The 26,067-nt window shown below is 66.3% G+C and carries 21 protein-coding genes; 15 read left to right on the top strand and 6 right to left on the bottom strand.

Going from position 1 to position 26,067, the window contains the following annotated elements:
- Positions 1 to 2 precede the first annotated feature (2 nt).
- The 3 genes from BN1263_RS11585 (at position 3) to BN1263_RS11575 (ending at position 5,045) form a co-directional block, all read left to right on the top strand.
- Positions 3 to 1,097 (top strand): homocysteine S-methyltransferase family protein, encoded by a 1,095-nt coding sequence (locus BN1263_RS11585; RefSeq protein WP_058981275.1) that lies wholly within the window; start codon positions 3 to 5, stop codon positions 1,095 to 1,097.
- A complete protein-coding gene (metH, locus tag BN1263_RS11580; RefSeq protein ID WP_058981273.1) occupies positions 1,094 to 3,778 on the top strand; it encodes a methionine synthase in 2,685 nt (894 codons plus the stop codon). Before BN1263_RS11585 ends, metH begins: the two co-directional genes overlap by 4 nt.
- A 79-nt stretch (positions 3,779 to 3,857) precedes the next feature.
- Positions 3,858 to 5,045, top strand: a complete 1,188-nt coding sequence (locus BN1263_RS11575; RefSeq protein WP_058981271.1) for an MFS transporter — start codon at positions 3,858 to 3,860, stop codon at positions 5,043 to 5,045.
- A gap of 48 nt (positions 5,046 to 5,093) precedes the next feature.
- Here the strand turns inward: BN1263_RS11575 and BN1263_RS11570 are convergent, their stop codons facing one another.
- The 5 genes from BN1263_RS11570 to BN1263_RS11550 form a co-directional block, all read right to left on the bottom strand.
- Entirely contained in the window at positions 5,094 to 5,780 is a 687-nt protein-coding gene (locus BN1263_RS11570; RefSeq protein ID WP_058981269.1) for a DUF2058 domain-containing protein, read from the bottom strand.
- Positions 5,781 to 5,790: 10 nt separating this feature from the next.
- Positions 5,791 to 6,030 (bottom strand): SlyX family protein, encoded by a 240-nt coding sequence (locus BN1263_RS11565; protein WP_019660397.1) that lies wholly within the window; start codon positions 6,028 to 6,030, stop codon positions 5,791 to 5,793.
- Positions 6,023 to 7,372: a UDP-glucose dehydrogenase family protein gene (locus BN1263_RS11560; RefSeq protein WP_058981267.1), complete on the bottom strand. Its 1,350-nt coding sequence runs from the start codon at positions 7,370 to 7,372 to the stop codon at positions 6,023 to 6,025. The genes BN1263_RS11565 and BN1263_RS11560 overlap by 8 nt, the downstream gene beginning before the upstream one ends.
- A gap of 23 nt (positions 7,373 to 7,395) precedes the next feature.
- Positions 7,396 to 8,373, bottom strand: a complete 978-nt coding sequence (locus BN1263_RS11555; protein WP_019660399.1) for an FKBP-type peptidyl-prolyl cis-trans isomerase — start codon at positions 8,371 to 8,373, stop codon at positions 7,396 to 7,398.
- Between the two features lie 96 nt (positions 8,374 to 8,469).
- Positions 8,470 to 9,057: a glutathione peroxidase gene (locus tag BN1263_RS11550; protein ID WP_058981265.1), complete on the bottom strand. Its 588-nt coding sequence runs from the start codon at positions 9,055 to 9,057 to the stop codon at positions 8,470 to 8,472.
- A 611-nt stretch (positions 9,058 to 9,668) separates the two neighbouring features.
- Between BN1263_RS11550 and BN1263_RS11545 the strand changes: the two genes are divergently transcribed.
- The 6 genes from BN1263_RS11545 to BN1263_RS11520 all read left to right on the top strand — a co-directional run bounded on the left by BN1263_RS11545 (position 9,669) and on the right by BN1263_RS11520 (position 14,007).
- Positions 9,669 to 10,028 (top strand): GntR family transcriptional regulator, encoded by a 360-nt coding sequence (locus tag BN1263_RS11545; protein ID WP_006453095.1) that lies wholly within the window; start codon positions 9,669 to 9,671, stop codon positions 10,026 to 10,028.
- A complete protein-coding gene (locus BN1263_RS11540) occupies positions 10,028 to 10,903 on the top strand; it encodes an ABC transporter ATP-binding protein (RefSeq protein WP_058981263.1) in 876 nt (291 codons plus the stop codon). The genes BN1263_RS11545 and BN1263_RS11540 overlap by 1 nt, the downstream gene beginning before the upstream one ends.
- Positions 10,900 to 11,928 carry an ABC-2 transporter permease gene (locus BN1263_RS11535; RefSeq protein ID WP_058981261.1) on the top strand — a complete coding sequence of 343 codons (1,029 nt, stop codon included), beginning with the start codon at positions 10,900 to 10,902 and terminating at the stop codon, positions 11,926 to 11,928. The genes BN1263_RS11540 and BN1263_RS11535 overlap by 4 nt, the downstream gene beginning before the upstream one ends.
- A gap of 24 nt (positions 11,929 to 11,952) precedes the next feature.
- On the top strand, positions 11,953 to 12,840 hold the full coding sequence (locus BN1263_RS11530) for a DUF4097 family beta strand repeat-containing protein (protein ID WP_058981259.1): 888 nt from the start codon (positions 11,953 to 11,955) through the stop codon (positions 12,838 to 12,840).
- 29 nt (positions 12,841 to 12,869) lie between these two features.
- Positions 12,870 to 13,475, top strand: coding sequence for a YggN family protein (locus BN1263_RS11525; protein ID WP_058981257.1), 606 nt, complete (start codon positions 12,870 to 12,872; stop codon positions 13,473 to 13,475).
- Positions 13,476 to 13,581: 106 nt separating this feature from the next.
- Entirely contained in the window at positions 13,582 to 14,007 is a 426-nt protein-coding gene (locus tag BN1263_RS11520) for a hypothetical protein (protein WP_032953534.1), read from the top strand.
- A 106-nt stretch (positions 14,008 to 14,113) separates the two neighbouring features.
- Here the strand turns inward: BN1263_RS11520 and BN1263_RS11515 are convergent, their stop codons facing one another.
- Positions 14,114 to 15,541, bottom strand: a complete 1,428-nt coding sequence (locus BN1263_RS11515; RefSeq protein WP_058981255.1) for a class II fumarate hydratase — start codon at positions 15,539 to 15,541, stop codon at positions 14,114 to 14,116.
- A 292-nt stretch (positions 15,542 to 15,833) separates the two neighbouring features.
- Between BN1263_RS11515 and purB the strand changes: the two genes are divergently transcribed.
- The 6 genes from purB to lpdA all read left to right on the top strand — a co-directional run bounded on the left by purB (position 15,834) and on the right by lpdA (position 26,032).
- Entirely contained in the window at positions 15,834 to 17,201 is a 1,368-nt protein-coding gene (gene purB, locus BN1263_RS11510) for an adenylosuccinate lyase (protein ID WP_019660407.1), read from the top strand.
- Between the two features lie 751 nt (positions 17,202 to 17,952).
- Positions 17,953 to 19,368, top strand: a complete 1,416-nt coding sequence (locus BN1263_RS11505) for a ribosomal protein uL16 3-hydroxylase (RefSeq protein WP_058981254.1) — start codon at positions 17,953 to 17,955, stop codon at positions 19,366 to 19,368.
- Positions 19,369 to 19,376: 8 nt separating this feature from the next.
- Positions 19,377 to 20,273 (top strand): GNAT family N-acetyltransferase, encoded by an 897-nt coding sequence (locus tag BN1263_RS11500; RefSeq protein WP_058981251.1) that lies wholly within the window; start codon positions 19,377 to 19,379, stop codon positions 20,271 to 20,273.
- 187 nt (positions 20,274 to 20,460) lie between these two features.
- Positions 20,461 to 23,292 carry a 2-oxoglutarate dehydrogenase E1 component gene (locus BN1263_RS11495; RefSeq protein ID WP_019660410.1) on the top strand — a complete coding sequence of 944 codons (2,832 nt, stop codon included), beginning with the start codon at positions 20,461 to 20,463 and terminating at the stop codon, positions 23,290 to 23,292.
- 40 nt (positions 23,293 to 23,332) lie between these two features.
- Entirely contained in the window at positions 23,333 to 24,532 is a 1,200-nt protein-coding gene (gene sucB, locus BN1263_RS11490; protein ID WP_019660411.1) for a dihydrolipoyllysine-residue succinyltransferase, read from the top strand.
- Between the two features lie 63 nt (positions 24,533 to 24,595).
- Entirely contained in the window at positions 24,596 to 26,032 is a 1,437-nt protein-coding gene (gene lpdA, locus BN1263_RS11485; RefSeq protein WP_019660412.1) for a dihydrolipoyl dehydrogenase, read from the top strand.
- Positions 26,033 to 26,067 lie beyond the last annotated feature (35 nt).

The following is a 26,067-nucleotide window of genomic DNA, read 5'->3' as shown; positions in this document are numbered from 1 at the left end:
CCATGCCTGCCCTGCCTTGGTTGCATCCCGATCGTGCCAACACGCTGCTCGACGCCCTGCGCGAGCGGATCCTGATCATCGACGGCGCGATGGGCACGATGATCCAGCGCCATGGCCTGCAGGAAGACGATTACCGTGGCGAGCGCTTCGCCGGTGGCTACGACCATGCGCATGGCCCCGGCTGTGACCACGGCGTGCCCGAAGGCCATGATCTGAAGGGCAACAACGATCTGCTGCTGCTGACCCGGCCGCAGATCGTCGCCGACATCCATACCGCCTACCTGGAGGCAGGCGCGGATCTGGTCGAGACCAACACCTTCAATGCCACCTCGGTCAGCCAAGCTGACTACCACCTCGAGCACCTGGTGTACGAACTGAACAAAGCCGGTGCGGCCGTCGCGCGCGCCTGCTGTGACGCGGCGGAAGCGACCACGCCCGGCAAGCCGCGCTTCGTGATCGGGGTGATCGGCCCGACCAGCCGCACCGCCTCGATCAGTCCCGACGTGAACGATCCGGGCTTCCGCAACACCAGCTTCGACGAGCTTCGCGACACCTATCGCGAAGCCATCGAAGGCCTGATCGACGGCGGCGCCGACACGCTCATGGTCGAGACCATCTTCGATACGCTCAATGCCAAGGCCGCGCTGTATGCGCTGGAAGAGGCCTTTGATGCACGTGGCGCGCGGTTGCCGGTGATGATCTCCGGCACCATCACCGACGCGTCGGGGCGCACCTTGTCCGGACAGACTGCCGAAGCCTTCCACGCCTCGCTGGCGCATGCGCGACCGCTGTCGATCGGCCTGAACTGCGCGCTGGGTGCCGATGCGATGCGCCCGCATGTGGAAACCCTCTCGCAGGTCGCCGACTGTTACGTCAGCGCCCACCCCAACGCCGGCCTGCCCAACGCGTTCGGCGAGTACGACGAAACCCCTGAAGAGATGGCCACCACCCTGCGGGGCTTCGCCGAGGATGGCCTGTTGAACCTGGTCGGTGGCTGCTGTGGTTCCACCCCCGACCATATCCGCGCGATCGCCCAGGCCGTGGCCGGGCTGGCACCGCGTGCCCTGCCGGGCGCACGGGAGCAGCACGCCGCATGAGCAGCACGCCCCTCACCCGCCTGTCCGGCCTGGAACCGCTGGTCATCACCCCGGACCTGCTGTTCATCAACGTCGGCGAACGCACCAACGTCACCGGCAGTGCGCAGTTCCGCAAGCTCATCAAGGAAGGCCGCTACGAAGAAGCGGTGGACGTGGCCCGCCAGCAGGTGGCCAGCGGTGCGCAGATCCTCGATGTGAACATGGACGAGGGCCTGATCGACTCGGAAGCGGCGATGACCCGCTACCTGAACCTGATCATGTCCGAGCCGGACATCGCGCGCATCCCGGTGATGGTCGACTCCTCCAAGTGGAGCGTGATCGAGGCCGGCCTGAAATGCCTGCAGGGCAAGAGCGTGGTCAACTCGATTTCGCTGAAGGAAGGCGAGGCGCTGTTCCGCGAGCACGCGCGCAAGGTGCTGCGCTACGGTGCTGCTGCGGTGGTGATGGCGTTCGACGAAAACGGGCAGGCCGACACCTGCGCGCGCAAGGTCGAAATCTGTACCCGTGCCTACCGCATCCTGGTCGACGAGATCGGTTTCCCGCCGCAGGACATCATCTTCGACCCGAACATCTTCGCCGTCGCTACGGGCATCGAAGAGCACGACAACTATGCAGTGGACTTCATTGAAGCCACCCGCATCATCAAGCAGACCCTGCCGCACTGCCACGTCTCCGGCGGCGTCTCCAACGTCTCGTTCTCCTTCCGCGGTAACGAAACGGTACGCCAGGCCATCCACTCGGTGTTCCTGTACCACGCGATCGCCGCCGGAATGGACATGGGCATCGTCAACGCCGGCGCGATGCCGATCTACGACGACCTGGAGCCGGACCTGCGCGAGCGCGTCGAGGACGTGATCCTCAACCGCCGAAGCGATGCCACCGAGCGTCTGCTGGAGATCGCCGAGCGCTACAAGGGCAGGAAGGGCGCGGCGAAGACCGAAGACCTGGCCTGGCGCGAAAAGCCGGTGGCACAGCGTTTGGCGCATGCCCTGGTACACGGCCTGGATGCCTTCGTCGAGGAAGACACCGAACTGGCCCGGCAGGCCTCCAGCCGCCCGCTGGATGTGATCGAAGGCCCGCTGATGGACGGCATGAACATCGTCGGCGACCTGTTCGGCGCCGGCAAGATGTTCCTGCCACAGGTGGTGAAATCCGCGCGCGTGATGAAGAAGGCCGTGGCCTACCTGCTGCCCTACATCGAAGCGGAAAAGGCGCGCAGCGGTGACACCGCCAAGAGCAACGGCAAGATCATCATGGCTACGGTGAAGGGCGATGTGCATGACATCGGCAAGAACATCGTCGGCGTCGTACTGGCCTGCAACAACTTCGACGTGGTCGACCTCGGCGTGATGGTGCCGGCGCAGAAGATCCTCGATGCCGCCCGCGAGCACAACGCCGACCTGATCGGCCTGTCTGGGCTGATCACCCCGTCCCTGGAGGAGATGAGCCACGTTGCCCGCGAGATGGAGCGCCAGGGCTTCGACCTGCCGCTGCTGATCGGGGGTGCGACCACTTCGCGTGCGCACACCGCGCTGAAGATCGACCCGCACTACAAGGCGCCGACGGTATGGGTGAAGGATGCATCGCGCGCGGTTGGCGTTGCGCAGTCGCTGATCTCGCGTGATCTGCGCGAGGCCTTCGTTGCCGCCAACGAAGCCGACTATGCCGAAATCCGCGCGCGCCACCGCAACCGGGGCGACGCCAAGCGTCTGGTCACGCTGGAACATGCGCGCGCGCAGAAATTCCAGGGCGGCTGGGACAGTTACACGCCACCGGCACCGAATCAGCCCGGCCTGCACGTGTTCGACGACTATCCCCTGGCCGAACTGGTCGACTACATCGACTGGACGCCGTTCTTCCAGGCCTGGGAGCTGGCCGGCAAGTTCCCGGCGATCCTCACCGACGAGATCGTCGGCAGCCAGGCCAGCGAGCTGTACAAGGATGCCCGTGCGATGCTCGAGCGCATCGTCGGCGAGAAGTGGCTGACGGCCAAGGCCGTGTTCGGCCTGTGGCCGGCCAACAGCATCGGCGACGATGTCCGCGTGCAGCACGCACAGGGCGAAACCACCCTGCACTTCCTGCGCCAGCAGGTGGACAAGCCAGCCGAACGCCCGGATTTCTGCCTGGCCGATTTCATTGCACCGGCCGACAGCGGAAAGCAGGACTGGATCGGCGCGTTTGCGGTCACTGCCGGTATCGGCATCGACACCCACGTCGCGCGCTTCGAGGCCGAGCATGACGACTACAACGCGATCCTGCTGAAGGCCCTCGCCGACCGCTTCGCCGAAGCACTGGCCGAGCGTCTGCACCAGCGCGTGCGTACCGAATTCTGGGGCTACGACCGCGCCGAGACGCTGGACAACGAAGCCTTGATCGACGAGCAGTACCGCGGCATCCGTCCGGCGCCGGGCTACCCGGCCTGCCCCGAGCACAGCGAGAAGCGCCGCCTGTTCGACCTGCTGCAGGCTGAGAAGAACGCTGGCATGGACCTGACCGAGAGCTTCGCGATGTTGCCCACGGCCGCTGTCTCCGGCTACTACTTCAGCCATCCGCAGAGCCAGTACTTCGTTGTCGGGCGGCTCAGCCGCGAACAGGTCACCGACTATGCCCGGCGCAAGGGCGTGGACCGCGCCCAGGCCGAACGCTGGCTGGCGTCCAATCTCGACTACGACCCCGAATGAGGCGGTAGCGCCGGGCCATGCCCGGCGTCATCTCCCGTCCGCCGGGCATGGCCCGGCGCTACCGTGCATTATTCCCACGATGACCGTTCCCGTTGCCCGCCTCTCAAGTTTCTACTTGTTCTACTACGCGGCGCTCGGCGCGTTCACGCCGTACTGGAGCCTGTTCCTGACCGCGCGCGGGATGAGCGTGACCGCGATCAGCGTGATGATGGGCCTGTGGTACGCCACCCGCGTGATCGCACCCAGTGCCTGGACCTCGCTGGCGGCCGCATCACCGCGACCGATCCGCCTACTGCGCGTCGGCTGCGTGCTGACCCTGCTCAGCTTCGCCGCCTTCCTGCTGCCCCTGCCGCAGCCGTGGATGTACCCGGCGATGATCATGTTCTGCTTCTTCTACAACGCGGTGATGCCGCAGTTCGAGTCGATCACCCTCACCCACCTGGGCAACGACAGCCATCGCTACGGGCTGATCCGGGTCTGGGGTTCGCTCGGTTTCATCGCCGTGGTCACCCTGTTCGGCTGGCTGATCGAAGGCGATGGCGCCGGCAGCCACGCCGGATTGTTGCCCTGGATGATGCTGCCCCTGTTCGTGCTGCTGGTTGCCTCGGCCTTCAGCAACCACTACGCGCGCGACATCGGCAGGACGGCGGGGGATGCCAGCGGCTTCTGGCAGATCGTGCGCCGACCGCCGGTGCTGGCGTTCTTCCTGGCCGCATTCATGGAGCAGCTGTCGTTCGGCCCGTACTACACGTTCTTCTCGGTCTACATGGACCATCACGGTTACCGTACCTCCGCCCTGGGCCTGCTGTGGACCATCGGCGTGGTCTTCGAAGTGGGCGTGTTCTTCACCATCGGCCGCTTCTTCCGCCGCTACGACGCCAGCTGGATGCTGCTGATCGCACTGGTCAGTTCCTGCCTGCGCTGGGCCGTGACCGCATTGTTCCCGGAGAACCTGCCGGTAATGCTGCTGGCGCAGACCGCGCACGCGCTGGGCTTTGCCGCGTTCTTTGCGGCGGCGATGCAGATGCTGGCGACCTACTTCCCCGGTCGTCTCAATGGCCACGGCCAGGGACTGCTCTATGGATTCTCGTCGGGTGTCGGCGGGGTGCTGGGCGCGCTTATTGCCGGCCAGCTGTGGAAGATCGACGATGGCCGCACCGCATTCCTGGCGGCTAGCGGGTTTGCCCTGATCGGCGCCCTGCTCTGCTTCTTCGCGCTGAGCCTGCCGCTGATACGCGCGCGCCGCAGAACTGCGTGCGCCCGGTAACGAAAACGCCGGGCAGGGCCCGGCGTTTTCATCATGCGGCAGATGCAGTTACCAGACCAGGTCGTCCGGCACCTGGTACTGCGGGTCCGCGTACGGATCTTCCTCGGCCGGCGCATTCGGATCGACCTTCAGCGCCACCGACGGGGCGAACACTGCCTCGCACTGTGCCAGCACCTCGGCGGTCACCAGCAGGTAGCGGCCGTTGAGCTGGACAACGCCCAGTTCACCGGCATTGAGCGCGGTCAGCTGTTCGGCGGTCACGTAGATGCGCTTGATCTTGCCGCCGTACGGGAAGTGGCGGGCAATGTCCGCCTCCTCGGCATTGAGGCTTTTGCCCTGCAGCAGCGCTTCCAGCTTGGCCTTCGCCTCACGGCGCACGCGTGCTTCTTCCTGCTTCAGGCGCTCGGCCTCGATGCGCTCTTCCTTCTCCCGCTGCGCACGGATCGCATAGGCCTTGGCCAGGTCCATCTCTTCGGCGCTGCGCGGCTTGCGCGGCCCCTGCTGCCCTTGGCCACCACGCGCCTGCCCACCGGGCTTGCCCGCCCCACCATGGCCATGCCCGCGACGCTCGCCGGGCTTGTGCTCGCCCTTGCCTGCGCCCAGCGGCTTTGCATTGCCGTTGCCACCCTTGCCCTGCGGGCGGCCGTCACGGCGGGGGCCATCATTCTTGCGCTCGGGCTTGGGCGCGGGCTTGAAGCCCAGGCCCATCAGCTGGTCGCGGAGGGTATCGCTCATAGGATTCGGATCAGTAGTGCGGCGGCGGCGGTTCGCTCGCCGGATCGGAAGAATTCAGTGCGTTGCGGACCTTGCCCAGGTCCTCAAGCAGGACGCGCAGCACATCGGCATTGCGCATGCCCTGCATGCGGGCATCCGCCAGCGCATCGCTCAACTCGGCCAGCGCCTGTTCCTGGAAGGACACGCGCATCTCCAACTCGACCAGGCGCGCTTCCAGCGCCTGCTCGCGTTCGGTCGGTAGATCAGACATGCAGCGAACGCCCCCGGCCGATGCCGTAGTACGCCAGGCCGGCAGCTTCCACTTCGGCCGGCTCATAGAGGTTGCGGCCGTCGAACACCACCGCGTCCTTCAGCTGCTCGCGCAGCTTCTGGAAATCGGGACTGCGGAACTGCTTCCACTCGGTCACCACGACCAGGGCATCCGCGCCCTGCAGCGCTTCGTCAGCATTGCTGCAGAACACCAGATCATCGCGTTCGCCGAAGATGCGCTGCGATTCGTGCATTGCTTCCGGATCGTAGGCACGCACCGTGGCACCGCCTTCCCACAGCTGCGCCAGCAGGCGACGGCTGGAGGCTTCACGCATGTCATCAGTGTTCGGCTTGAAGGCCAGGCCCCACACGGCGAAGGTCTTGCCGCGCACCCCTTCGTCCTCGCCCTTGTCGTAATGACGCTGGATGAGGGCGAACAGATGGCCCTTCTGTGCATCGTTGACCGCTTCCACTGCATTGAGCAGCTTCGGCTCCAGGCCATGCTGCTGGGCGGTACGGGCCAATGCCTGCACGTCCTTCGGGAAGCACGAGCCGCCGTAGCCGGCGCCCGGGTAGATGAAGTGCCAGCCAATGCGCGGGTCCGAGCCGATGCCCTGGCGGACCTGCTCGACGTCGGCACCGACGCGTTCGGCAATGTTGGCGATTTCGTTCATGAATGAAATCTTGGTTGCCAGCATCGCATTGGCGGCGTACTTGGTCAGCTCGGCCGAACGCACGTCCATCTCGACCACGCGGTCGTGGTTGCGGTTGAACGGCGCGTACAGGCGGCGCATTACCGCTACCGACTCATCGCTGGTCGCACCGATGATGATGCGGTCCGGGCGCATGCAATCGGCGACTGCGTCGCCTTCCTTCAGGAATTCCGGATTGGACACCACGTCGAAGGTGATGTCCGCGCCACGCGCGGCCAGTTCTTCGGCAATGGCGGCGCGCACCTTGTCGGCGGTACCCACCGGCACCGTCGACTTGTTGACCACCACGGTGGGCACGCTCATGTGCCGGCCGATGGTACGGGCAACGGCCAGCACGTACTGCAGATCGGCGCTGCCATCCTCGTCCGGCGGGGTACCCACGGCGATGAACACTACCTGGCCATGCGCGATCGCCGACGCGGCATCGGTAGTGAATGCCAGCCGCGACGCGGCGTGGTTGGCCTTCACCATCGGCTCCAGGCCCGGCTCATAGATCGGGATGATGCCCTGGTTGAGGCCATCGACCTTGGCCTGGTCGATATCGACGCAGACCACCTGATGACCGACATCGGCCAGGCAGGTACCGGTCACCAGTCCAACGTAACCCGTACCAAAAATCGCAACGCGCATATCCGTATTCGCTCCTCGATGACTTACGGCAGGACGCCCAGCAGCTCGACGTCGAACGTCAAAGTCGCGTTCGGGCCGATCGGGCCGCCGGGAGTGCCGTTCTCACCGTAGGCGAGTTCGCCCGGGATCCAGAAGCGGTACTTCGAACCGACCGGCATCAGCGCAACGCCTTCGGTCCAGCCCTTGATCACCTGGTCCAGGCCGAACTCAGCCGGCTGGCGGCCGTAGGAACTGTCGAACACGGTGCCGTTGAGCAGCTTGCCCTCGTAGTTCACGCGCACCTTGCTGCTCGGCAGCGGACGCTCGCCGCTACCCGGGCGGATCACCTGGTACTGCAGGCCCGACGCGGTGGTCACCACGCCCGGCTGGGTCTTGTTCTTGGCCAGGAACGCATTGCCTTCCTCGCGGTTGGTCTGCGCAGCGGCGGCGGCCTTGGCCTGCATTTCGGCCTGCTTGCTGCCCATGAAGGCCTGAATGGTGGCGGTCGCGTCAGCTTCCGTCATCTTCGGCTGTCCCTTGCTCAGGCCGGTGCTGATCGCGTCAAACAGCGAGGCGACGTCGATGTCATCCTTCAGTTGCGCCAGCGACGGGCCCACCGAGTAGGAACCGATCATCTGCGAGACCTTGACGCGGTCGACCTTCGGCGGCTGCGAACCCGGCGCCACGCCCGGCACCTGCTGGCCGCTGCGGGCCATCACGACCTGGCGCAGGGCCGCGTCGGTGGCCTTGGCCTGTTCCTGGGTGATCTGCGGCTGCAGGCCTTCGAACGAACGCTCCACGGCGGTGCGCAGCGCGGCCACGTCGATCTCATCGGCGATCGGAGTGAACGACTTGGCCACGTCCAGGCCGATGGCGTAGCCCAGCTTCTGCTTGGGGGAATTCAAGGTTGCGGTCTCCTTGGCGGCTGCGGGGGCAGCCGGTTGTTGCGACAGAGCGACACCCGAAGTGCCCATCGCCAGAATCAGAACCGACGCCGCGGCGCCGCGCATTCCCATCTTCATTCGCTGCATTCCTGGAAGTGTCTGGGCGCCGACGTCGGCGCGAAAAGGATCATTGTCGCACGCATGCCGTCGATGTCGAGGCATGCGTGCCGGATATCAATGCGTGGCGGCGGCTGCCAGCGCCTTGTCGATGGCCGCGATCAGCTGCGGATCGTCCGGCGTCACCTTGCTGGCGAACTGGGCGATGACCTTCCCATCGCGGCCCACGAGGTACTTGTGGAAGTTCCAGGCCGGCGCAACGCCGGTCGCTGCGGTCAGCCGCTGGTACAGCGGCGTGGCCTGCTGACCGACCACATGCACTTTCTCGAACATCGGGAACCTGACGCCGTAGGTCAGGGTGCAGAAGTCCTGGATCTGCTTCTCGTCACCGGGCTCCTGGCCCTTGAAATCGTTGGACGGGAAGCCGAGCACCGCGAAGCCCTTGCCGGCGTACTGCCTGTGCAGCGCCTCCAGGCCTTCGTACTGAGGGGTATAGCCACACTTGCTGGCGGTATTGACCACCAGCAGCACCTGGCCGTGGTAGCGCTGCTGCAGGTTGACCTGCTGCTTGCCAGCCAGCGGCCGGTAGCTGACGTCGAGCAGGTCGGCGGCCAGCGCATTGGCCGAGGCTGCCAGGCCGAGGGCCAGCAGAGTCAACAGGGACAGGCCGCGGAAGCGGTGCGGGAAGGCGGTCGACAGGGGCATGGGAACGTTCCGCAATAGCCGTTTCAAGGGTCCGGCCAGCATCGGCCGGGAATCGGCCGAACTATAGCACCGGGCCCTGTGGCACCTGTCGGCCCCGCCGTGGCACAGCTTTGCCGGGCTTGGCGACAGCCTGTGGGAAACGGCCGCGGCGCGTCGTCATTGACATAGGATTGATGTGACTGAATGGAAGGCGGTCAGGGAAGCCGGTTTCACAACCAATTTTTCCTTTATTATCAATTGCCTGGATGGATATGGCGCGTTCTTGACCGCCCCTGCCATCAGTTGGGTGATGTGGGGGCTTGCACCCCGGCGTGCCGGTGTTATAGTTGCATACAACACCAGTCACCTGAGACAGGGGGAAGCCATGAACGTCCGGATCCGTCGCAACCTCACCGCACACGCGGCCGTCGCTGTTTCGACCCTGCTCGTGCTGGCCTGGTGGGCCACGCCCACCGCCCCTGCTTCTGCCGCTGCCGAAAGTGCGCAGGACGCGACGCTCTCCCCGGCAGGGAATGCCACCCCCTCCTCCCCCCCTCCCCGCGTCGGCTGCACAGCGCGCTGTCCATGCCGTATTTCTCGTTCGCCCAGCCGCTGATCCCACGGAGCTGAACATGAGCGACATCCAGTGGAGCGACGGCGCTCCCATCTACCGTCAGTTGAAGGAGCGCGTGATCGCCATGATGCTCGACGGAATCCTCAAGCCGGGCGATGCCCTGCCTTCGGTGCGCCAGGTGGCCGCCGACTATCAACTCAACCCCATCACCGTTTCGCGCGCCTACCAGGAACTGGCTGACGAAGGCCTGGTGGAGAAGCGCCGCGGCCTGGGCATGTTCATGACCGAGCAGGCGGCTACGCAGCTGCGAAGCAGCGAGCGCGACCGTTTCCTCAACGAAGAATGGCCGGCGGTCCTGGAGCGCATCCAGCGCCTGGGCCTGAGCCTCGACGAATTGCTGCCCCAGGGGAAAGTCTGATGAAGAGCACTGCAAGTGAAGCGGTCATCACCGCCCGAGGCCTGCGCAAGGCCTACAAGACCACGGTCGCCCTCGACAACGCCAGCTTCAGCATCCCAAGCGGGCGCATCGTCGGCCTGATCGGGCCCAATGGCGCCGGCAAGACCACCGCGCTGAAGGCCATTCTTGGCCTGACCTCGGTGGAGGGGGACCTGAGCGTGCTCGGGCGTGACCCGCGACTGCACCGCGACGAACTGATGAATGACATCTGCTTCATCGCTGATGTCGCCGTGCTGCCGCGCTGGTTGAAGGTCCGCGAAGCGATCGACTTCGTCGCTGGCGTTCACCCGCGCTTCGACCGCGCCCGTTGCGAGCGCTTCCTGGCCAACACCAAGCTGCAGCCGAAGCAGCGCGTGCGGGAGCTGTCCAAGGGCATGATCGTGCAGCTGCACCTGGCGCTGGTGATGGCCATCGATGCCCGCATCCTGGTGCTGGACGAGCCGACACTGGGCCTGGACATCCTGTACCGCAAGGAGTTCTACCAGCGCCTGCTGGAAGACTACTTCGACGAACAGAAGACGATCATCGTCACTACCCACCAGGTGGAGGAAATCGAGCATATCCTCAGCGACGTCATGTTCATCCGTGATGGCCGCATCGTGCTCGACGCTGAAATGGACGACGTCGGCCAGCGCTATACCGAGCTGCTGGTCAATGCCGAACAGCTGGCCACCGCCCGCGCATTGAAGCCGATCGACGAGCGCAGCCTGGCGTTCGGCAAGACGGTGATGCTGTTCGATGGCGTGCCGCGCGCCCAGCTTTCCTCCCTCGGCGAGACCCGCATCCCGGGCCTGGCCGACCTGTTCGTCGCCATCATGAAGGGGACCTACGCATGAACGCCGTCAACCACCCCGTCAGCCCGATCGGCACCCTGCGCTGGCTGCTCAAGCGCGAGTATTGGGAGAACCGCGGCGGCTTCCTCTATGCACCGTTGATCGCCGGACTGATCTCGCTGGTGATGAGCACCATCGGCATCGCGTTCGGCCTGTTCGCGCTGCATCGTGCCGCGCGCGACGGCGGCCTGCACATCGACGGCGAAGATGTGAACATCAATGGCCTGGACCTGGCGCTGCTCACCCGCGACATCAGTGCCAAGGACCTGGCCGATCTCGGTAACGGCCTCGACCTGACCCTCGTGCTCAGCTCGGCGTGGCCATTCCTGGTCCTGGCCTTCGTGGTGTTCTTCTACTGCCTGGGCGCCCTGTACGATGACCGCCGCGACCGCAGCATCCTGTTCTGGAAGTCGCTGCCGCTGTCGGACACCCAGACGGTGCTGTCCAAGCTGATCAGTGCACTGATCGTGGCCCCGCTGATCGCGGTGATCGCTGGCATCATCACCATGCTCGGCTTCATGCTGGTCATCAGCATCGTCGCGCTGATGCACGGTGGCAGCCCGATGACCCTGATCTGGGGCCCGGCCAGCCCGCTGACCCTGGCTGCCGGTCATCTGGCATGGATCCCGGTCTACGCGCTGTGGGCCCTGCCCACTGCGGGCTGGCTGCTGCTGTGCTCGGCCTGGGCCAAGAGCAAGCCGTTCCTGTGGGCGGTGATGCTGCCGCTGTTTGCCGGCGTCATCGTCAGCACCACCAAGATCATGCCGCTGTTCGGTCTGACCACCGGCTGGTTCTGGCAGAACATCGTCGGCCGCCTGCTGCTGGGCGGCGTACCCGGCATGGACCTGCTGTATCGCCTCGGCGCAGGTGAAGGGCCGCGCCGCGATCTGGACTCGGTGGTCAGCCTGATGTCCCCTGCCTCGCAGCTGAAGTCGCTGGCGATGCCGGAGCTGTGGATCGGTGCCGCTGTCGGTGCCGTGTTCATCATCCTTGCCATCCGCCTGCGCAAGCGCGCCGGCGAGATCTGATCCCATCCACCTGGAGGCATCACCATGCGTTCCCTGCTCGCCTGTTCTGCGTTGTTGCTGTTGCCGCTGTCGGCGCTGGCCGCCGATGCCCCTAACTGCAAGTTCACCGCTGCCCGTACGTTGAAGCTGGAGACATCCGGCGCCAAGACGGTGGTGTTCGAGGTGAACCAGCATGACCTGAAGGTGGTCGCCAGCAAGGGCGGTGGCCAGCTGGATGGTCGCGCCTGCGCCTCCAGCCAGGAATGGTTGGACCAGCTGGTGCTGGATCAGCGGAAGGAAGGCGACAAGCTGGTGGTCAGCCTGCGCCGCGAAGGCCGCGACAGCGGCATCAGCCTGGGCAGCAGCTATGCCTGGCTGGACATCCGTGGCAGCGTGCCGGACAACCTGCCCCTGCAGCTGAAGGTCGGTTCCGGCGATGCCAGCGTGGACAACGCGCAGTCGCTGAGCGTGGATGTCGGCTCCGGTGATGCCATCATCCGTGGCACCCGTGGCAGCATCCACGCAGCGGTGGGCTCGGGTGACCTGGACATCGAAGGCGGCAGCTCGCTGAACCTGCTGTCGCTGGGCTCTGGCGACGTCAAGGCACGCAACATCGGCGGCGATGCGGTCACCGGCACGGTGGGTTCGGGTGACCTGAAGCTCAGCGATGTCCGCGGCAACGCCCGGCTGGACACCGTCGGGTCCGGCGACGTCGGGTTCAAGCGCGTGCAGGGCAACGTCGAGGTCGGCGTGGTCGGCTCCGGCGATGTCGACCTGTCCGACATCGGCGGCAGCGTGCATGTGCGCAGCCACGGCTCGGGTGACATCCAGGTCGATGGCGTGCGCGGCAGCCTGACCGTCGACCACAGCGGCAGCGGCGACGTGGGCCACCGCAACGTCAGCGGCACCGTCACCCTGCCCCGCAAAAAGTAACCGCCACCAGACCGATCGAGGACACTGCCATGAATCTGCTGCGCGTGCTGCCTGCCACCCTGCTGTGCCTGCCGCTGATCGCCTGCGGCGGCACGTCCTCCACGCCTGATACCACCGTCGGCAAAAGCGTGGCCGAGGCGACCAGCGGCGTCGGCCAGACGGTCAAGGAGGCCATGGACGATGCCCGCAAGGACATCGCCCAGGGCAACATCAAGATTTCCGCCGACAAGCAGCCGCGTGCGGAGATCACGCCGGACGGGCGGCTGCTGATCGGCGGCAAGGAAGTGCCGGCCGATGAGGCCCAGCGCCGGCAGCTGCTGGAATACCGCAGCCACGTCGTTGCCATTGCAATGGACGGCATGGATGTCGGCCTGGCCGGTGCCAAGCTCGGCGCCAGTGCTGCCGGAGAGGCCCTGAAGGGCATCTTCAGCGGCGACAGCGAGGGCATCGAGAAGCGGATCAATGCCGAGGCGGAGAAGATCGAAGCCCAGGCCAAGCGCATCTGCAACCGCATGCCGGCGATGCTGGCCAGCCAGCAGGCGCTGGCCGCATCGCTGCCCGCGTTCAAGCCGTACGCCACGATGGACCAGAGTGACGTCGACGACTGCGGCAAGGACACCGTGGTCCAGCGCTAGGCCTGTGACAGATCAGCGCACCCGGCCGGCAGCGGCGCCCCGCTGCCGGCCGTAACGTGCCGACCGGCTTACAATGTCGGCCCCGGACGCCCCCGAACCGAATGCCATGAAGAAGTTGTTCCTGCTGCTGGCCGCCCTGCTCTGCCTGGGCCTGGTCGGCTGTGACAAGGATTACCGCAACCACCGCGCCGAGCGCGGCAAGCCCAAGATTTCCGTCAGCGAAGGGATGGTGACCGTGCGTCGCCCGCCGGCACCGAACATCATCATCCTCGGCGATGGCACGATGAAGGTGGACGAGATCCAGATCCCGCTCGACGAAGGGCAGAAGCAGATGCTGCAGACGATGTTCGGCAGGCTGCAGGTACTGCGCCAGAACACCCTGGTCGCCGCCCCGGCCGATCCCAACATGCAACCGGTGAAGATCCAGCCGCCGGAAGGCATGGAAGTGATCCCGGCCGACCTGGTCCAGCGCATCCCCGAGTTCAAGGACTACACCGACACCTTCGGCAACATCGTCGCCGACCGTCGCTGAAAAAACGCCGCCCCCGTGGGCGGCGTTTCCTCTTGTAGAGCCGAGCCCATGCCCGGCTCAGGTCCAGGAAGCAGCCGAGCATGGGCTCGGCCCTACGACCGGCGCATCAACCGCCGCCGCCACCGCCCCCCGCGTGGATGCCACCGGCAGTCAGCGCGGTGGGGTCCAGCAGGCGGCGCAGTTCCGCTTCCTGCAGGCCGCTGTCTTCCAGCGCTACGTCCAGCACCGGGCGCTGTTCCTTGTAGGCACGCTTGGCAATGGCCGCTGCCTTCTCGTAGCCGATGATCGGGTTCAGCGCCGTGACCAGGATGGGATTGCGCGACAGCGCCTCGGCAACACGGTCTTCGCGCACCTTCAGCCCGGCAATCGCGCTGTCGGCCAGCAGCCGCGACACATTGGCCAGCAGGCCGATGCCATCCAGCAGGTTCACCGCGATCAGCGGCAGGGTGACGTTGAGCTGGAAGTTGCCGGTCTGCCCGGCCACGGTGATCGCGGTGTGGTGGCCAATCACCTGCGCGCACGCCATCACGGTTGCTTCCGGAATCACCGGGTTGACCTTGCCCGGCATGATCGAGCTGCCCGGCTGCAGTGCCGGCAGTTCGATCTCGCCCAGCCCGGCCAGCGGACCGGCGTTCATCCAGCGAAGATCATTGGCGATCTTGATCAGCGCCACCGCCAGCGCATTGAGCTGGCCCGACAGTTCCACCGCATCGTCCTGCGCGGCCAGGCCTTCGAACTTGTTCTCGGCGCTGTCGAACTTGAAACCGGTCTGTTGCTTCAGTGCCTTGGCTACCTGCGCGCCAAAACGCGGGTCGGCGTTGATGCCGGTGCCGATGGCGGTGCCACCCAGCGGCAGGCGGCGCACGCGCTTGAGGCTGTCTTCGATGCGCTCCTGCGCCGAGGCCAGCTGCGCCGACCATGCGCCGAACTCCTGCTCGAAGGTCAGTGGCATCGCGTCCATCAGGTGGGTACGGCCGGTCTTGACCACCTTGCGCAGGCTGCGGCCCTTCTTGTCGAGGGTCTTGCGCAGGTGCACCAGCGCCGGCAGCAGCTGTTCGTGCGTCGCCAGCACCGCCGACACGCGCAGCGCGGTCGGGATCACGTCGTTGGAGCTCTGCCCCTGGTTGACGTGGTCATTGGGATGCACGGTGGTCTTGCCCGCCTTGCCGGCACGGTTGGCCAGGGTGGCGATGACCTCATTGGCATTCATGTTCGACGACGTGCCCGAACCCGTCTGGTAGACATCGATCGGGAAGTGCGCGTCCCAGTTGCCGGCAGCCACTTCGGCGGCAGCGGTCTGGATGGCCTTGGCCACGGTCTTCGGCAGGTGTCCCAGCTCCGCGTTGACGCCCGCGGCCGCGCCCTTGACCAGGCCCAGCGCGCGGATGAAACCGCGCGGCATGCGCTGGCCCGACACCGGGAAGTTCTGCACGGCACGCTGGGTCTGCGCGCCCCACAGGGCATCCGCAGGCACCTGCAGCTCGCCCATGCTGTCGTGTTCGATTCTGAAACCCTTGCTTGCAGCTTTGCTCATTGCATCAACTCCGCACTACTTCAGTTGGGGAAAGGGAAGCGGCGGCTGGCAGGGTGTCGCTTCCCCGGCTGGCGGCTGCGCCAACGATACTCCCTTGCCCGCAGCGTGGGATGACGAGGACGGGCCAGAACGTTCCGTCCGCACGGCCGTGTTGTAGAGCCGAGCCCATGCTCGTCTGCCCGCAGGGCGCCGGATTCTCCGAAGCAGCCGAGCGTGGGCTCGGCTCTACAGGGCACGCCCCGCCGGCTCGTCGTAGAATATCGGCCCCGCCGCTCGTCCCAGCCCTGCCGACATGTCCGATTCCGCCCTGCTCGCCCTGTCCCCGCTCGATGGCCGCTACGCCGGCAAGGTCGACGCGCTGCGCCCGATCTTCTCCGAATACGGCCTGATCAAGGCCCGCATCACGGTCGAGGTGGAATGGCTGCTGGCGCTGGCCGCCGAACCGGGCATCGTCGAACTGGCGCCGTTCTCCGACGCCGCCGTCGCCCGCCTGCGCGACCTGGCCGCCCGCTTCAGCCCGGCCCAGGCCGCGCGCGTGAAGGAGATCGAGCGCACCACCAACCATGACGTCAAGGCGGTGGAGTACTTCATCAAGGAACAGCTGAAGGATGACGCCGAGCTGGCGCCGGCGCTGGAATTCGTGCATTTCGCCTGCACCAGCGAAGACATCAACAACCTCAGCTACGGCCTGATGCTGGAACAGGCCCGCCGCGAGGTGCTGCTGCCGACCCTGGACGGCATCGCCAGCACCCTGCGCACCCTGGCCCACGCCCAGGCCGGCCAGCCGATGCTGTCGCGCACCCACGGCCAGACCGCCTCGCCGACCACGCTGGGTAAGGAACTGGCCAACGTGGTCGCCCGCCTGGAGCGCCAGCGCCGGCAGATCGCTGCGGTCGAGCTGACCGGCAAGATCAACGGTGCGGTGGGCAACTACAACGCCCACGTGGCCAGCTACCCGGACGTGGACTGGCCGGCCTTCGCCGAGCGCTTCGTGACCGGCCTGGGCCTGGTATTCAACCCGTACACCACGCAGATCGAGCCGCACGACAACGTGGCCGAGATCGGCGATGCCGCACGCCGCGCCAACATCATCCTGATCGATCTGGCCCGCGACATCTGGGGCTACATCTCGCTGGGCTATTTCAAGCAGCGCCTGAAGGAAGGCGAAGTCGGCTCGTCGACGATGCCGCACAAGGTCAACCCGATCGACTTCGAGAATGCGGAAGGCAATTTCGGCATCGCCAACGCCTTGTTCGAGCACTTCAGCGCCAAGCTGCCGATCAGCCGCTGGCAGCGTGACCTGACCGATTCCACCGTGCTGCGCGCACTGGGCACCGCGTTCGGCCACAGCCAGGTGGCGCTGGATTCGCTGGCCAAGGGCCTGGGCAAGCTGGAAGTGAACCCGCAGCGCCTGGATGCCGATCTGGACGCGGCCTGGGAAGTGCTGGCCGAAGCCGTGCAGACGGTGATGCGCCGCCATGGCCTGCCGAATCCGTACGAGCAGCTGAAGGCGCTGACCCGCGGCCAGGGCATCACTGCTGAGTCGATGCGGGCGTTCGTGCAGGGGCTGGAGCTGCCGGCGGATGCGAAGCAGCGCCTGCTGGAGATGACCCCGGGCAGCTACACCGGCCTGGCCGAGTCGCTGGCTAAGAAGATTTAAGGGGTTTGCTTGCGGCGGCGGCCGCGGGCGCTGCCTGCGGCAGGCAACGGCAACGGCAACGGCAATAGCAACGTCAAGAGCGGCTCTGGATTGTTGCTAGCTGGGTGGGGCGGGAGGGGCCAGCGGGACACGCCGTGAACCCATCCATGGGGCTCGATGGCGCCATCCATGGCGCCGACGCTCCCGCTGGCCCCTCCCACCCCACCTCTGACAGATTCCCGGTGACGGATCGAAGAGCATTGGGTTGTCGGGACGGAATTTGAAAGAGGGACGCGGCTTCGCCGCGTCCCTCTTTGTTTGAGGGTCTTTTGTAGAGCCGAGCCCGTGCTCGGCTGCTTTTGGGCGTGGGCAAAAGCAAGCCGAGCGTGGGCTCGGCTCTACAAGGGCATGAGCAAGCGCAGCGCGCGACCCGCTGTTGCCTTTGATTTTTCTTCTTCCATTCCGTGGCGGGCCGCGCAGGAAACTGTCAGGGGCCGGGCGGGCTGGGTTCGCGGGACCGTTGGCGCCATGGATGGCGCCATCGAGCCCCCAGGGACGGGTTCACGGCGTGTCCCGCGAACCCACCCCGCCCGGCCCAGCCCATGAAGCCAGCGCTTTACGCGACCAACCACCCCGCCACGAGGGGCTCCGCCGTTGGCCGGATTCCCCGCGACAATCCCGCGCACGTGCGCAATCCCCACGAACGGCGGACAATGTCCCCCTCGGCGGCCGCCACGCCGCCCCTCCCGCTTTCCGCTGCAAGGAATTCCCCATGGCCGCCCGCAAGTCCACCGCTCCCCTCATCGAAGTCACCGCCCGCCCCGGCCAGCCGCTGGGCATGGCGCCGGCCACCTTCCTGCGCGACTTCTGGCAGAAGCGCCCGCTGCTGATCCGCAACGCCTTCCCCAACTTCCAGACCCCGGTGCAGCCGGAAGACCTGGCCGGGCTGGCCTGCGAGGAAGGTGTGCTGGCGCGCCTGATCGAGCACGACAAGGCCCAGGACGGCTGGCGCGTGCGCACCGGCCCGTTCCAGGAAGACGTGTTCCCCGCCCTGCCCGACCACGACTGGACCCTGCTGGTGCAGGACGTGGACAAGTGGGACCCGGACGTGCGCGCCCTGATCGAGCATTTCAGCTTCCTGCCGCGCTGGCGCATGGATGACGTGATGATCAGCTTCGCCGCCACCGGCGGCTCGGTCGGCGCCCATGTCGACCAGTACGACGTGTTCCTGCTGCAGGCCCACGGCCACCGCCGCTGGCAGATCGACGCCAGCGAATCGATCAAGGGCAGGCAGCCGCCGCTGGGCTTCCGCCCGGACGTGGAGCTGAAGCTGCTGAAGGTGTTCAAGCCCACCCACGACTGGGTGCTGGCGCCGGGCGACATGCTGTACCTGCCGCCGAACGTGCCGCACCATGGCGTCGCCGAAGACCCCTGCCTGACCGTCTCGTTCGGCATGCGTGCGCCCTCTTCGGCCGAGCTGATCAGTGACTATCTGGACACCCTGATCGCCGATGCCGACGAGAACATCCGCTATCAGGATGCCGACCTCAAGGTGCCGGCCGACCCGAATGAAATCGACACGGTGGCGATGGCGCGGGTGATCACCGCGCTCAACGCCATCCGCATGAACGACCCGGACAAGCTGGGTGACTGGTTCGGTCGCTTCATCACCACCTACCGCGCCGCCGGCGAGGTGATGGCCCACCAGGCCGCACCGGCACCAGAGGAAGTGGTCCAGGCGCTGGCCTCGGGCCTGCTGCTGCAGCGTCACCCGTGGGCACGCCTGGCCTGGCGCCGCGCCAAGCGCGGTGCCAGCCTGTACGTCAGCGGCCAGGACTTCGCGCTGCCGGTGAAGGACGCCCAGCGCCTGGCCGGCGCCGAACAGCTCGATGCCGCCGCCTATCGCGGCCTGTCCGACAAGGGCCGCGCGGTGGTCCAGCAGCTGTTGGCCGGTGGCGTGTTCCAGCTGATCGATCCGAACGAGCTGTATGACGCTGAAGATGAGGATGACGGCGAAGACGCCGTGGTGCTCGGCGAAGTGGTTGAAGGCCGTGACCGTGTCGACGCGATCGACGCCGACGCGGTGTCCGACGATGTCCACACCGTGACCGTGCACGACGACGGCATCGAGGTCATCGTCAACTTCGAGGATCACGACGAGGAAGACAGCGACGACGGTCGCGCCTGAGTCCCGTCATGATCCGGGTCCAGCAGGTAATCCACGCCGACGCCCACGTTGCCATCCACGACGTGCGCCAACGCGTGTTCGTGCAGGAACAGGGCATCGCCGCCGAACTGGAGCGCGACGCGCTGGACCCGGTCAGCGCCCATGTGCTGGCGCTGGACGCCGAAGGCCTGCCGGTCGGCACCGGCCGCCTGGCCCCCGATGGCCGCATCGGCCGCATGGCGGTGCTGGCCAGCCATCGCAGCCACGGGATCGGTGAGGCCCTGCTGGAGGCACTGGTGGAGGCCGGGCGCCGGCTCGGCCTGGCCGAACTGCACCTGCACGCCCAGCTGCCCACCCGCGACTTCTATGCCCGCCAGGGCTTCCTGCCCGAGGGCGAGGTGTTCGAGGAGGCCGGCATCGGCCACCAGCAGATGCGGCGGCGGCTGGGCGCGGCCAGCGCCATCGACAGCCGCGCCGAGGCCGTGGCGGCCACTACCGCCGTCATTCACCGCGCCCGTCGCCAGCTGTGGCTGCACAGCCGCCAGCTCGACCCGGGCCTGCTCGACACGCCTACGGTGCAGGCCGCGCTGCGCCGCTTCGTCACTGCCCGCCACGACAAGCAGCTGCGGGTGATCGTGCACGATGCCGCTGCGATCGCCGCTGCCGGCGCGCCACTGCTGGCGCTGGCCCAGCGCCTGCCCAGCGTGGTCCGGTTCCGCGAGGTCAGCGATCCGGTCGACCGTGCGTTGGCCTCGGCCTGCCTGCTCAACGATGCGGGCGACTTCTACTTTCGTCTGATCGGCCATCGCCTCGATGGCGAGGCCGGCATCGCACTGCCTGCACGTTCGCAGCCGTTCGAGCAGCAATTGCTGCGTGTCTGGGACCGTTCGCGCGATTGCAGCGAACTGCGCGCGCTCGGCATCTGAGCCGGCGCCGCCGACCCAACCTGTCTGGAACCGGCACCCGAGGACGCGGGTTGCCTGCGGCAATGCCCCTTCGTGGCCCGTTGGGGGTACAATTTGGCTGTTTGAACGCGCCCGCGCAGGGCTATTCATCATTCCTGCCGGGTCCTTCTGAAGCCATACCCCACAAAGCGAATCAACACCCTCCATCGTGGACAATCAACTGAAGCAGTTTGCGCAATCTTCGCAACTCGCCGGCGGCAACGCCTCCTATGTCGAGGACCTGTACGAGCAGTACCTGGTCTCCCCGGATAGTGTCGATCCCAAATGGAAAACCTACTTCGATGGCTTCAAGGGCCGTGAAGCAGGTGACATTCCGCACTCGGCCGTCATCTCCCACATCGCGGACGCGGCCAAGGATGCGCTGAAAGCTGGCACCGGCAGCGGTGCGGGCGACGAGCGCGAGCGCAATGTCGGTCGTCTGATCACCGCCTACCGCTCCCGCGGCCACCTCGACGCCCGCCTGGACCCGCTGGGCCTGGCCGCACCGGTCAACACCCCGGACCTGGGCCTGCCGTTCCACAGCCTGTCCGATGCCGACCTCAACAGCGAGTTCAGCACCGGCGGCGTCGGCGGCCAGCCGCGCATGAAGCTGCGCGACCTGCTGGCACGCCTGAAGGCGACCTACACCGGCTCGATCGGTGCGGAGTTCATGCACATCTCCGAGGTCGAGCAGCGCCAGTGGATCTACAAGAAGCTGGAAGCGGCCGGTGGCAACTACCAGCTGGACGCTGACACCCAGCGCCGCACCCTGGAGCGCCTGACCGCGGCCGAAGGCCTGGAGCGCTACCTGCACACCAAGTACGTCGGCCAGAAGCGCTTCTCGCTGGAAGGCGGCGACTCGCTGATCCCGATGATGGACACCATCATCCGCAGCGCCGGCAAGGATGGCGTCAAGGACGTGGTGATCGGCATGGCCCACCGCGGCCGCCTGAACGTGCTGGTCAACACCCTGGGCAAGAACCCGCGCAAGCTGTTCGACGAGTTCGAGGGCAAGTTCGAGCACGACGAGCACGCTTCGGCCGGCGACGTGAAGTACCACATGGGCTTCTCCGCCGACGTCGCCACTGAAGGCGGCCCGGTGCACCTGGCGCTGGCGTTCAACCCGTCGCACCTGGAAATCGCCGACCCGGTCGTGGCCGGTTCCGTGCGTTCGCGCCAGGAGCGCCGCAAGGACACCGCCCGCAAGCAGGTGATGCCGATCCTGATCCACGGCGACGCGGCCTTCTCCGGCCAGGGCGTGGTCATGGAGCTGTTCCAGATGTCGCAGGCCCGCGGCTTCGCCGTTGGTGGCACCGTGCACATCGTGGTCAACAACCAGGTGGGCTTCACCACCTCCAACCCGCTGGATACGCGCTCCACGCGCTATGCCACCGACGTGGCGAAGATGATCGCCGCGCCGGTACTGCACGTGAACGGCGATGATCCGGAAGCGGTGGTGTTCGCCGCGCAGCTGGCCTTCGAGTTCCGCCAGAAGTTCGCCAAGGACGTGGTCATCGACCTGATGTGCTACCGCCGTTGGGGCCACAACGAGGCCGACGAACCGGCAATCACCCAGCCGCTGATGTACCAGGTGATCCGCAAGCACCCGACCACCCGCGAGATGTACGCCGAGCAGCTGGAGAAGGCAGGCGTGATCGCCGCCGGTGCCGGCAAGGCGATGGTCGATGCCTACCGCGAGAAGCTGGACGCCGGTGAAGTGACCACCGAACTGGCCAAGGTCGAGAAGACCCCGCCGAGCAGCCCGCTGTTCGTCGATTGGCCGAAGCTGCTGGAAGGCAAGCTGTCCGACCCGGTCTCGACCAAGGTCGAGAAGAACAAGCTGGTCGAACTGGCCAGGCTGATCAACACCATCCCGGACGAAGTGCAGCTGCACTCGCGCGTGGCCAAGGTCTACGACGACCGCCGCAAGATGGCCGCCGGCGAGATTCCGGGCGACTGGGGCTTTGCCGAGAACCTGGCCTACGCCACCCTGCTCGACGAAGGCCATGCACTGCGCCTGGTCGGCCAGGACGTCGGCCGCGGTACGTTCACGCACCGCCACGCGATCCTGCACGACCAGAAGACCGACAACTACTACATGCCGCTGCGGCAGCTGGTGGATTCGCCGGAGAAGGCCACCGTCATCGACTCGCTGCTGAGCGAAGAAGCGGTGATGGCATACGAATACGGCTTCTCCACCACCGATCCGAACACGCTGTGCATCTGGGAAGGCCAGTTCGGCGACTTCGCCAACGGCGCCCAGGTGGTGATCGACCAGTTCATCGCCGCCGGTGAAGCCAAGTGGGGCCGCATTTCCGGCCTGACCCTGCTGCTGCCGCACGGCTATGAAGGGCAAGGCCCGGAGCACAGCTCGGCGCGCCTGGAGCGCTTCCTGCAGCTGTGCGCGCTGGAGAACATGCTGGTGGTCGTGCCGTCGACTCCGGCCCAGGCCTTCCACATGCTGCGTCGCCAGCTGCACATGACCACCCGCAAGCCGCTGGTGGTGATGTCGCCGAAGTCGCTGCTGCGCCACAAGCTGGCGGTGTCGACCCTCGACGAGCTGGCCAACGGCGAGTTCCAGCACCTGATCGGCGACGCCAATGCCGACGCCAAGAAGGTCAAGCGCGTGGTGCTGTGCTCGGGCAAGGTCTACTACGACCTGCTGGAGGACCAGACCAAGCGTGGCCAGGACGACGTGGCGATCATCCGCGTGGAGCAGCTGTATCCGTTCCCGCGTGCGCTGCTGGCTGCCGAGCTGAAGAAGTACGGCAAGGCCACCGACGTGGTGTGGACGCAGGAAGAACCGCAGAATCAGGGCGCGTGGTACCAGATCCGCCACCACCTGCAGTTCTGCCTGGCCGATGGCCAGAACCTGCACTACGCCGGTCGCGCACGTTCGGCCTCGCCGGCTGCCGGTCACATGGCTGACCATGTCCGCGAGCAGCAGCAGCTGATCGCCGACGCACTGGTCAACCCGTTCAACGACCAGGTCGCTGAATAACTCCCCCCCTATTTAGAAGACAAACCAGGAAGCTCCCGCAATGGCCACCGAAGTCAAAGCCCCGGTACTGCCCGAATCCGTCGCCGACGGCACCATCGCCACCTGGCACAAGAAGGTGGGCGACGCCGTCAAGCGCGACGAAAACCTGCTTGACCTGGAAACCGACAAGGTTGTCCTGGAAGTGCCGTCGCCGGTTGACGGCGTGCTGAAGGAAATCAAGTTCAAGGAAGGCGATACCGTGACCTCCAGCCAGGTGGTGGCGATCATCGAAGAAGGCGCCGTAGCTGCGGCTCCGGCCCCGGCCGCTGAAGAGAAGAAGGCTGAAGCCGCACCGGCCGCCGCTGCTCCGGCCGCTGCCGCTGCGCCGGCCCCGGCTGCCAAGTCGGCCGCCGACGCGCTGCCGCCGGGCGCCCGCTTCACCGCCATCACCGAAGGCGTGAACCCGGCCGACGTCGACGGCACCGGCCGTCGTGGCGCGGTGACCAAGGAAGACATCGTCAACTTCGCCCGCAACGGCGGCGCCGGCAAGGCCGGTGGCGCACGTCCGGAAGAGCGCGTGCCGATGACCCGCATCCGCAAGCGCATTGCCGAGCGCCTGATGGAGTCGAAGAACTCCACCGCCATGCTGACCACCTTCAACGAAGTCGACCTGTCCAAGGTTTCGGCCGCGCGCAAGGAACTGCAGGACGAGTTCGTCAAGGCCCACGGCATCAAGCTGGGCTTCATGAGCTTCTTCGTGAAGGCCGCTGCCAACGCGCTGCAGCGCTTCCCGCTGGTCAATGCCTCGATCGACGGCGACGACATCATCTATCACGGCTACTCGGACATCTCGATCGCCGTCTCGACCGAGAAGGGCCTGGTCACGCCGGTCCTGCGCAACGTCGAGCGCATGTCGTTCGCCGACATCGAGAAGACCATCGCCGACTACGCCAAGAAGGCACGTGACGGCAAGCTGGGCCTGGAAGAACTGCAGGGCGGCACCTTCACCGTGACCAACGGCGGCACCTTCGGTTCGCTGCTGTCGACCCCGATCATCAACCCGCCGCAGAGCGCCATCCTGGGCATGCACGCCATCAAGGAGCGTCCGATCGCCCAGAACGGCCAGGTCGTGATCGCGCCGATGATGTACCTGGCGCTGTCCTACGACCACCGCATCATCGACGGCAAGGACTCGGTGCAGTTCCTGGTGGACATCAAGAACCAGCTGGAAAACCCGGGCCGCATGCTGTTCGGCCTGTAAGAAACCTCCCGCCCCTCCGCGCCTGCGCGGAGGGGTTCTGGTAATGCATCAAGGAATAATTCAATGGCTGAACAATTCGACGTCGTCGTCATCGGTGCCGGCCCGGCCGGTTACCACGCTGCCATCCGCGCGGCCCAGCTGGGCCTGAAGACCGCCTGCATCGACGCTGCGCTGGGCAAGGACGGCAAGCCGGCCCTCGGCGGCACCTGCCTGCGCGTGGGCTGCATCCCGTCCAAGGCGCTGCTGGATTCCTCGCGCCAGTTCTGGAACATGGGCCACATCTTTGGCGACCACGGCATCAGCTTCAAGGATGCCAAGATCGACGTCGAGGCGATGATTGGCCGCAAGGACAAGATCGTCAAGCAGTTCACCGGCGGCATCGGCATGCTGTTCAAGGCCAACAAGGTCGCCGCCTATTACGGCTTCGGCCAGCTGCAGCCGGGCAACGTGGTCAAGGTGAAGCAGCACGACGGTTCGGAAGTCGAGCTGAAGGGCACCAACGTCATCATCGCGGCCGGTTCGGATTCGATCGAGCTGCCGTTCGCCAAGTTCGACGGCGAGACCATCGTCGACAACGTCGGCGGCCTGGACTTCACCGAAGTGCCGAACCGCCTGGCGGTGATCGGCGCCGGCGTGATCGGCCTGGAACTGGGCAGCGTGTGGAAGCGCCTGGGCGCTGAAGTGACCATCCTGGAAGCCATGCCGGAGTTCCTGGCCGCTGCTGACGCCGAAGTGGCCAAGACCGCTGCCAAGGAGTTCAAGAAGCAGGGCCTGGACATCAAGCTCAATGCCAAGGTTTCCAAGACCGAGATCACCGGCAAGGGCAAGAAGAAGGAAGTCATCGTCACCTACACCGACGCCGAAGGCGAAAAGACCCTGACCGTGGACAAGCTGCTGGTGGCCGTGGGCCGTCGCGCCGCCACCAAGGGCCTGCTGGCCGAAGGCACCGGCGTCAAGGTCAACGAGCGCGGCCAGATTGAAGTCGATGCGCACTGTCACACCGGCGTCGACGGCGTGTGGGCGGTCGGCGACTGCGTGCGCGGCCCGATGCTGGCGCACAAGGGCTTCGAGGAAGGCATCGCGGTGGCTGAGCTGATCGCCGGCCTGCCGGGCCACGTCAACTTCGACACCATCCCGTGGGTCATCTACACCGAGCCGGAACTGGCCTGGGTCGGCAAGACCGAAGCCCAGCTGAAGGCCGAGGGCATTCCGTACAAGGCCGGCAGCTTCCCGTTCGCCGCCAACGGCCGTGCCGTGGCGATGATCGAGCCGGCGGGCTTCGTGAAGATCCTGGCCCATGCCGAAACCGATCGCATCCTCGGCATGCACCTGGTCGGCGCCAACGTCTCCGAGCTGGTGCACGAAGGCGTGCTGACCATGGAATTCAGCGGCTCGGCCGACGACCTGGCCCGCATCTGCCACGCCCACCCGTCGCTGTCGGAAGTGATCCACGACGCGGCGATGGCGGTCAGCAAGCGCGCCATCCACAAGGCGAACTGATCGTTCGCGGGTTGTGCCGGCCGCTGGCCGGCATG

The sequence above is a fragment of the Stenotrophomonas thermophila genome (assembly GCF_001499715.1).
Classification (GTDB): domain Bacteria; phylum Pseudomonadota; class Gammaproteobacteria; order Xanthomonadales; family Xanthomonadaceae; genus Stenotrophomonas; species Stenotrophomonas hibiscicola.
The sequence above is the reverse complement of the archived record's forward strand: the minus strand, read 5'-3'. Positions and strand labels throughout refer to the sequence as shown.

What these genes read in the sequence shown, in the direction of transcription:
- BN1263_RS11585 (WP_058981275.1), top strand. Translation starts at nt 3, where the DNA reads ATGCCTGCCCTGCCTTGGTTGCATCCCGATCGTGCCAACACGCTGCTC.
- metH (WP_058981273.1), top strand. Translation starts at nt 1,094, where the DNA reads ATGAGCAGCACGCCCCTCACCCGCCTGTCCGGCCTGGAACCGCTGGTC.
- BN1263_RS11575 (WP_058981271.1), top strand. Translation starts at nt 3,858, where the DNA reads ATGACCGTTCCCGTTGCCCGCCTCTCAAGTTTCTACTTGTTCTACTAC.
- BN1263_RS11570 (WP_058981269.1), bottom strand. Translation starts at nt 5,780, where the DNA reads ATGAGCGATACCCTCCGCGACCAGCTGATGGGCCTGGGCTTCAAGCCC.
- BN1263_RS11565 (WP_019660397.1), bottom strand. Translation starts at nt 6,030, where the DNA reads ATGTCTGATCTACCGACCGAACGCGAGCAGGCGCTGGAAGCGCGCCTG.
- BN1263_RS11560 (WP_058981267.1), bottom strand. Translation starts at nt 7,372, where the DNA reads ATGCGCGTTGCGATTTTTGGTACGGGTTACGTTGGACTGGTGACCGGT.
- BN1263_RS11555 (WP_019660399.1), bottom strand. Translation starts at nt 8,373, where the DNA reads ATGAAGATGGGAATGCGCGGCGCCGCGGCGTCGGTTCTGATTCTGGCG.
- BN1263_RS11550 (WP_058981265.1), bottom strand. Translation starts at nt 9,057, where the DNA reads ATGCCCCTGTCGACCGCCTTCCCGCACCGCTTCCGCGGCCTGTCCCTG.
- BN1263_RS11545 (WP_006453095.1), top strand. Translation starts at nt 9,669, where the DNA reads ATGAGCGACATCCAGTGGAGCGACGGCGCTCCCATCTACCGTCAGTTG.
- BN1263_RS11540 (WP_058981263.1), top strand. Translation starts at nt 10,028, where the DNA reads ATGAAGAGCACTGCAAGTGAAGCGGTCATCACCGCCCGAGGCCTGCGC.
- BN1263_RS11535 (WP_058981261.1), top strand. Translation starts at nt 10,900, where the DNA reads ATGAACGCCGTCAACCACCCCGTCAGCCCGATCGGCACCCTGCGCTGG.
- BN1263_RS11530 (WP_058981259.1), top strand. Translation starts at nt 11,953, where the DNA reads ATGCGTTCCCTGCTCGCCTGTTCTGCGTTGTTGCTGTTGCCGCTGTCG.
- BN1263_RS11525 (WP_058981257.1), top strand. Translation starts at nt 12,870, where the DNA reads ATGAATCTGCTGCGCGTGCTGCCTGCCACCCTGCTGTGCCTGCCGCTG.
- BN1263_RS11520 (WP_032953534.1), top strand. Translation starts at nt 13,582, where the DNA reads ATGAAGAAGTTGTTCCTGCTGCTGGCCGCCCTGCTCTGCCTGGGCCTG.
- BN1263_RS11515 (WP_058981255.1), bottom strand. Translation starts at nt 15,541, where the DNA reads ATGAGCAAAGCTGCAAGCAAGGGTTTCAGAATCGAACACGACAGCATG.
- purB (WP_019660407.1), top strand. Translation starts at nt 15,834, where the DNA reads ATGTCCGATTCCGCCCTGCTCGCCCTGTCCCCGCTCGATGGCCGCTAC.
- BN1263_RS11505 (WP_058981254.1), top strand. Translation starts at nt 17,953, where the DNA reads ATGGCCGCCCGCAAGTCCACCGCTCCCCTCATCGAAGTCACCGCCCGC.
- BN1263_RS11500 (WP_058981251.1), top strand. Translation starts at nt 19,377, where the DNA reads ATGATCCGGGTCCAGCAGGTAATCCACGCCGACGCCCACGTTGCCATC.
- sucB (WP_019660411.1), top strand. Translation starts at nt 23,333, where the DNA reads ATGGCCACCGAAGTCAAAGCCCCGGTACTGCCCGAATCCGTCGCCGAC.
- lpdA (WP_019660412.1), top strand. Translation starts at nt 24,596, where the DNA reads ATGGCTGAACAATTCGACGTCGTCGTCATCGGTGCCGGCCCGGCCGGT.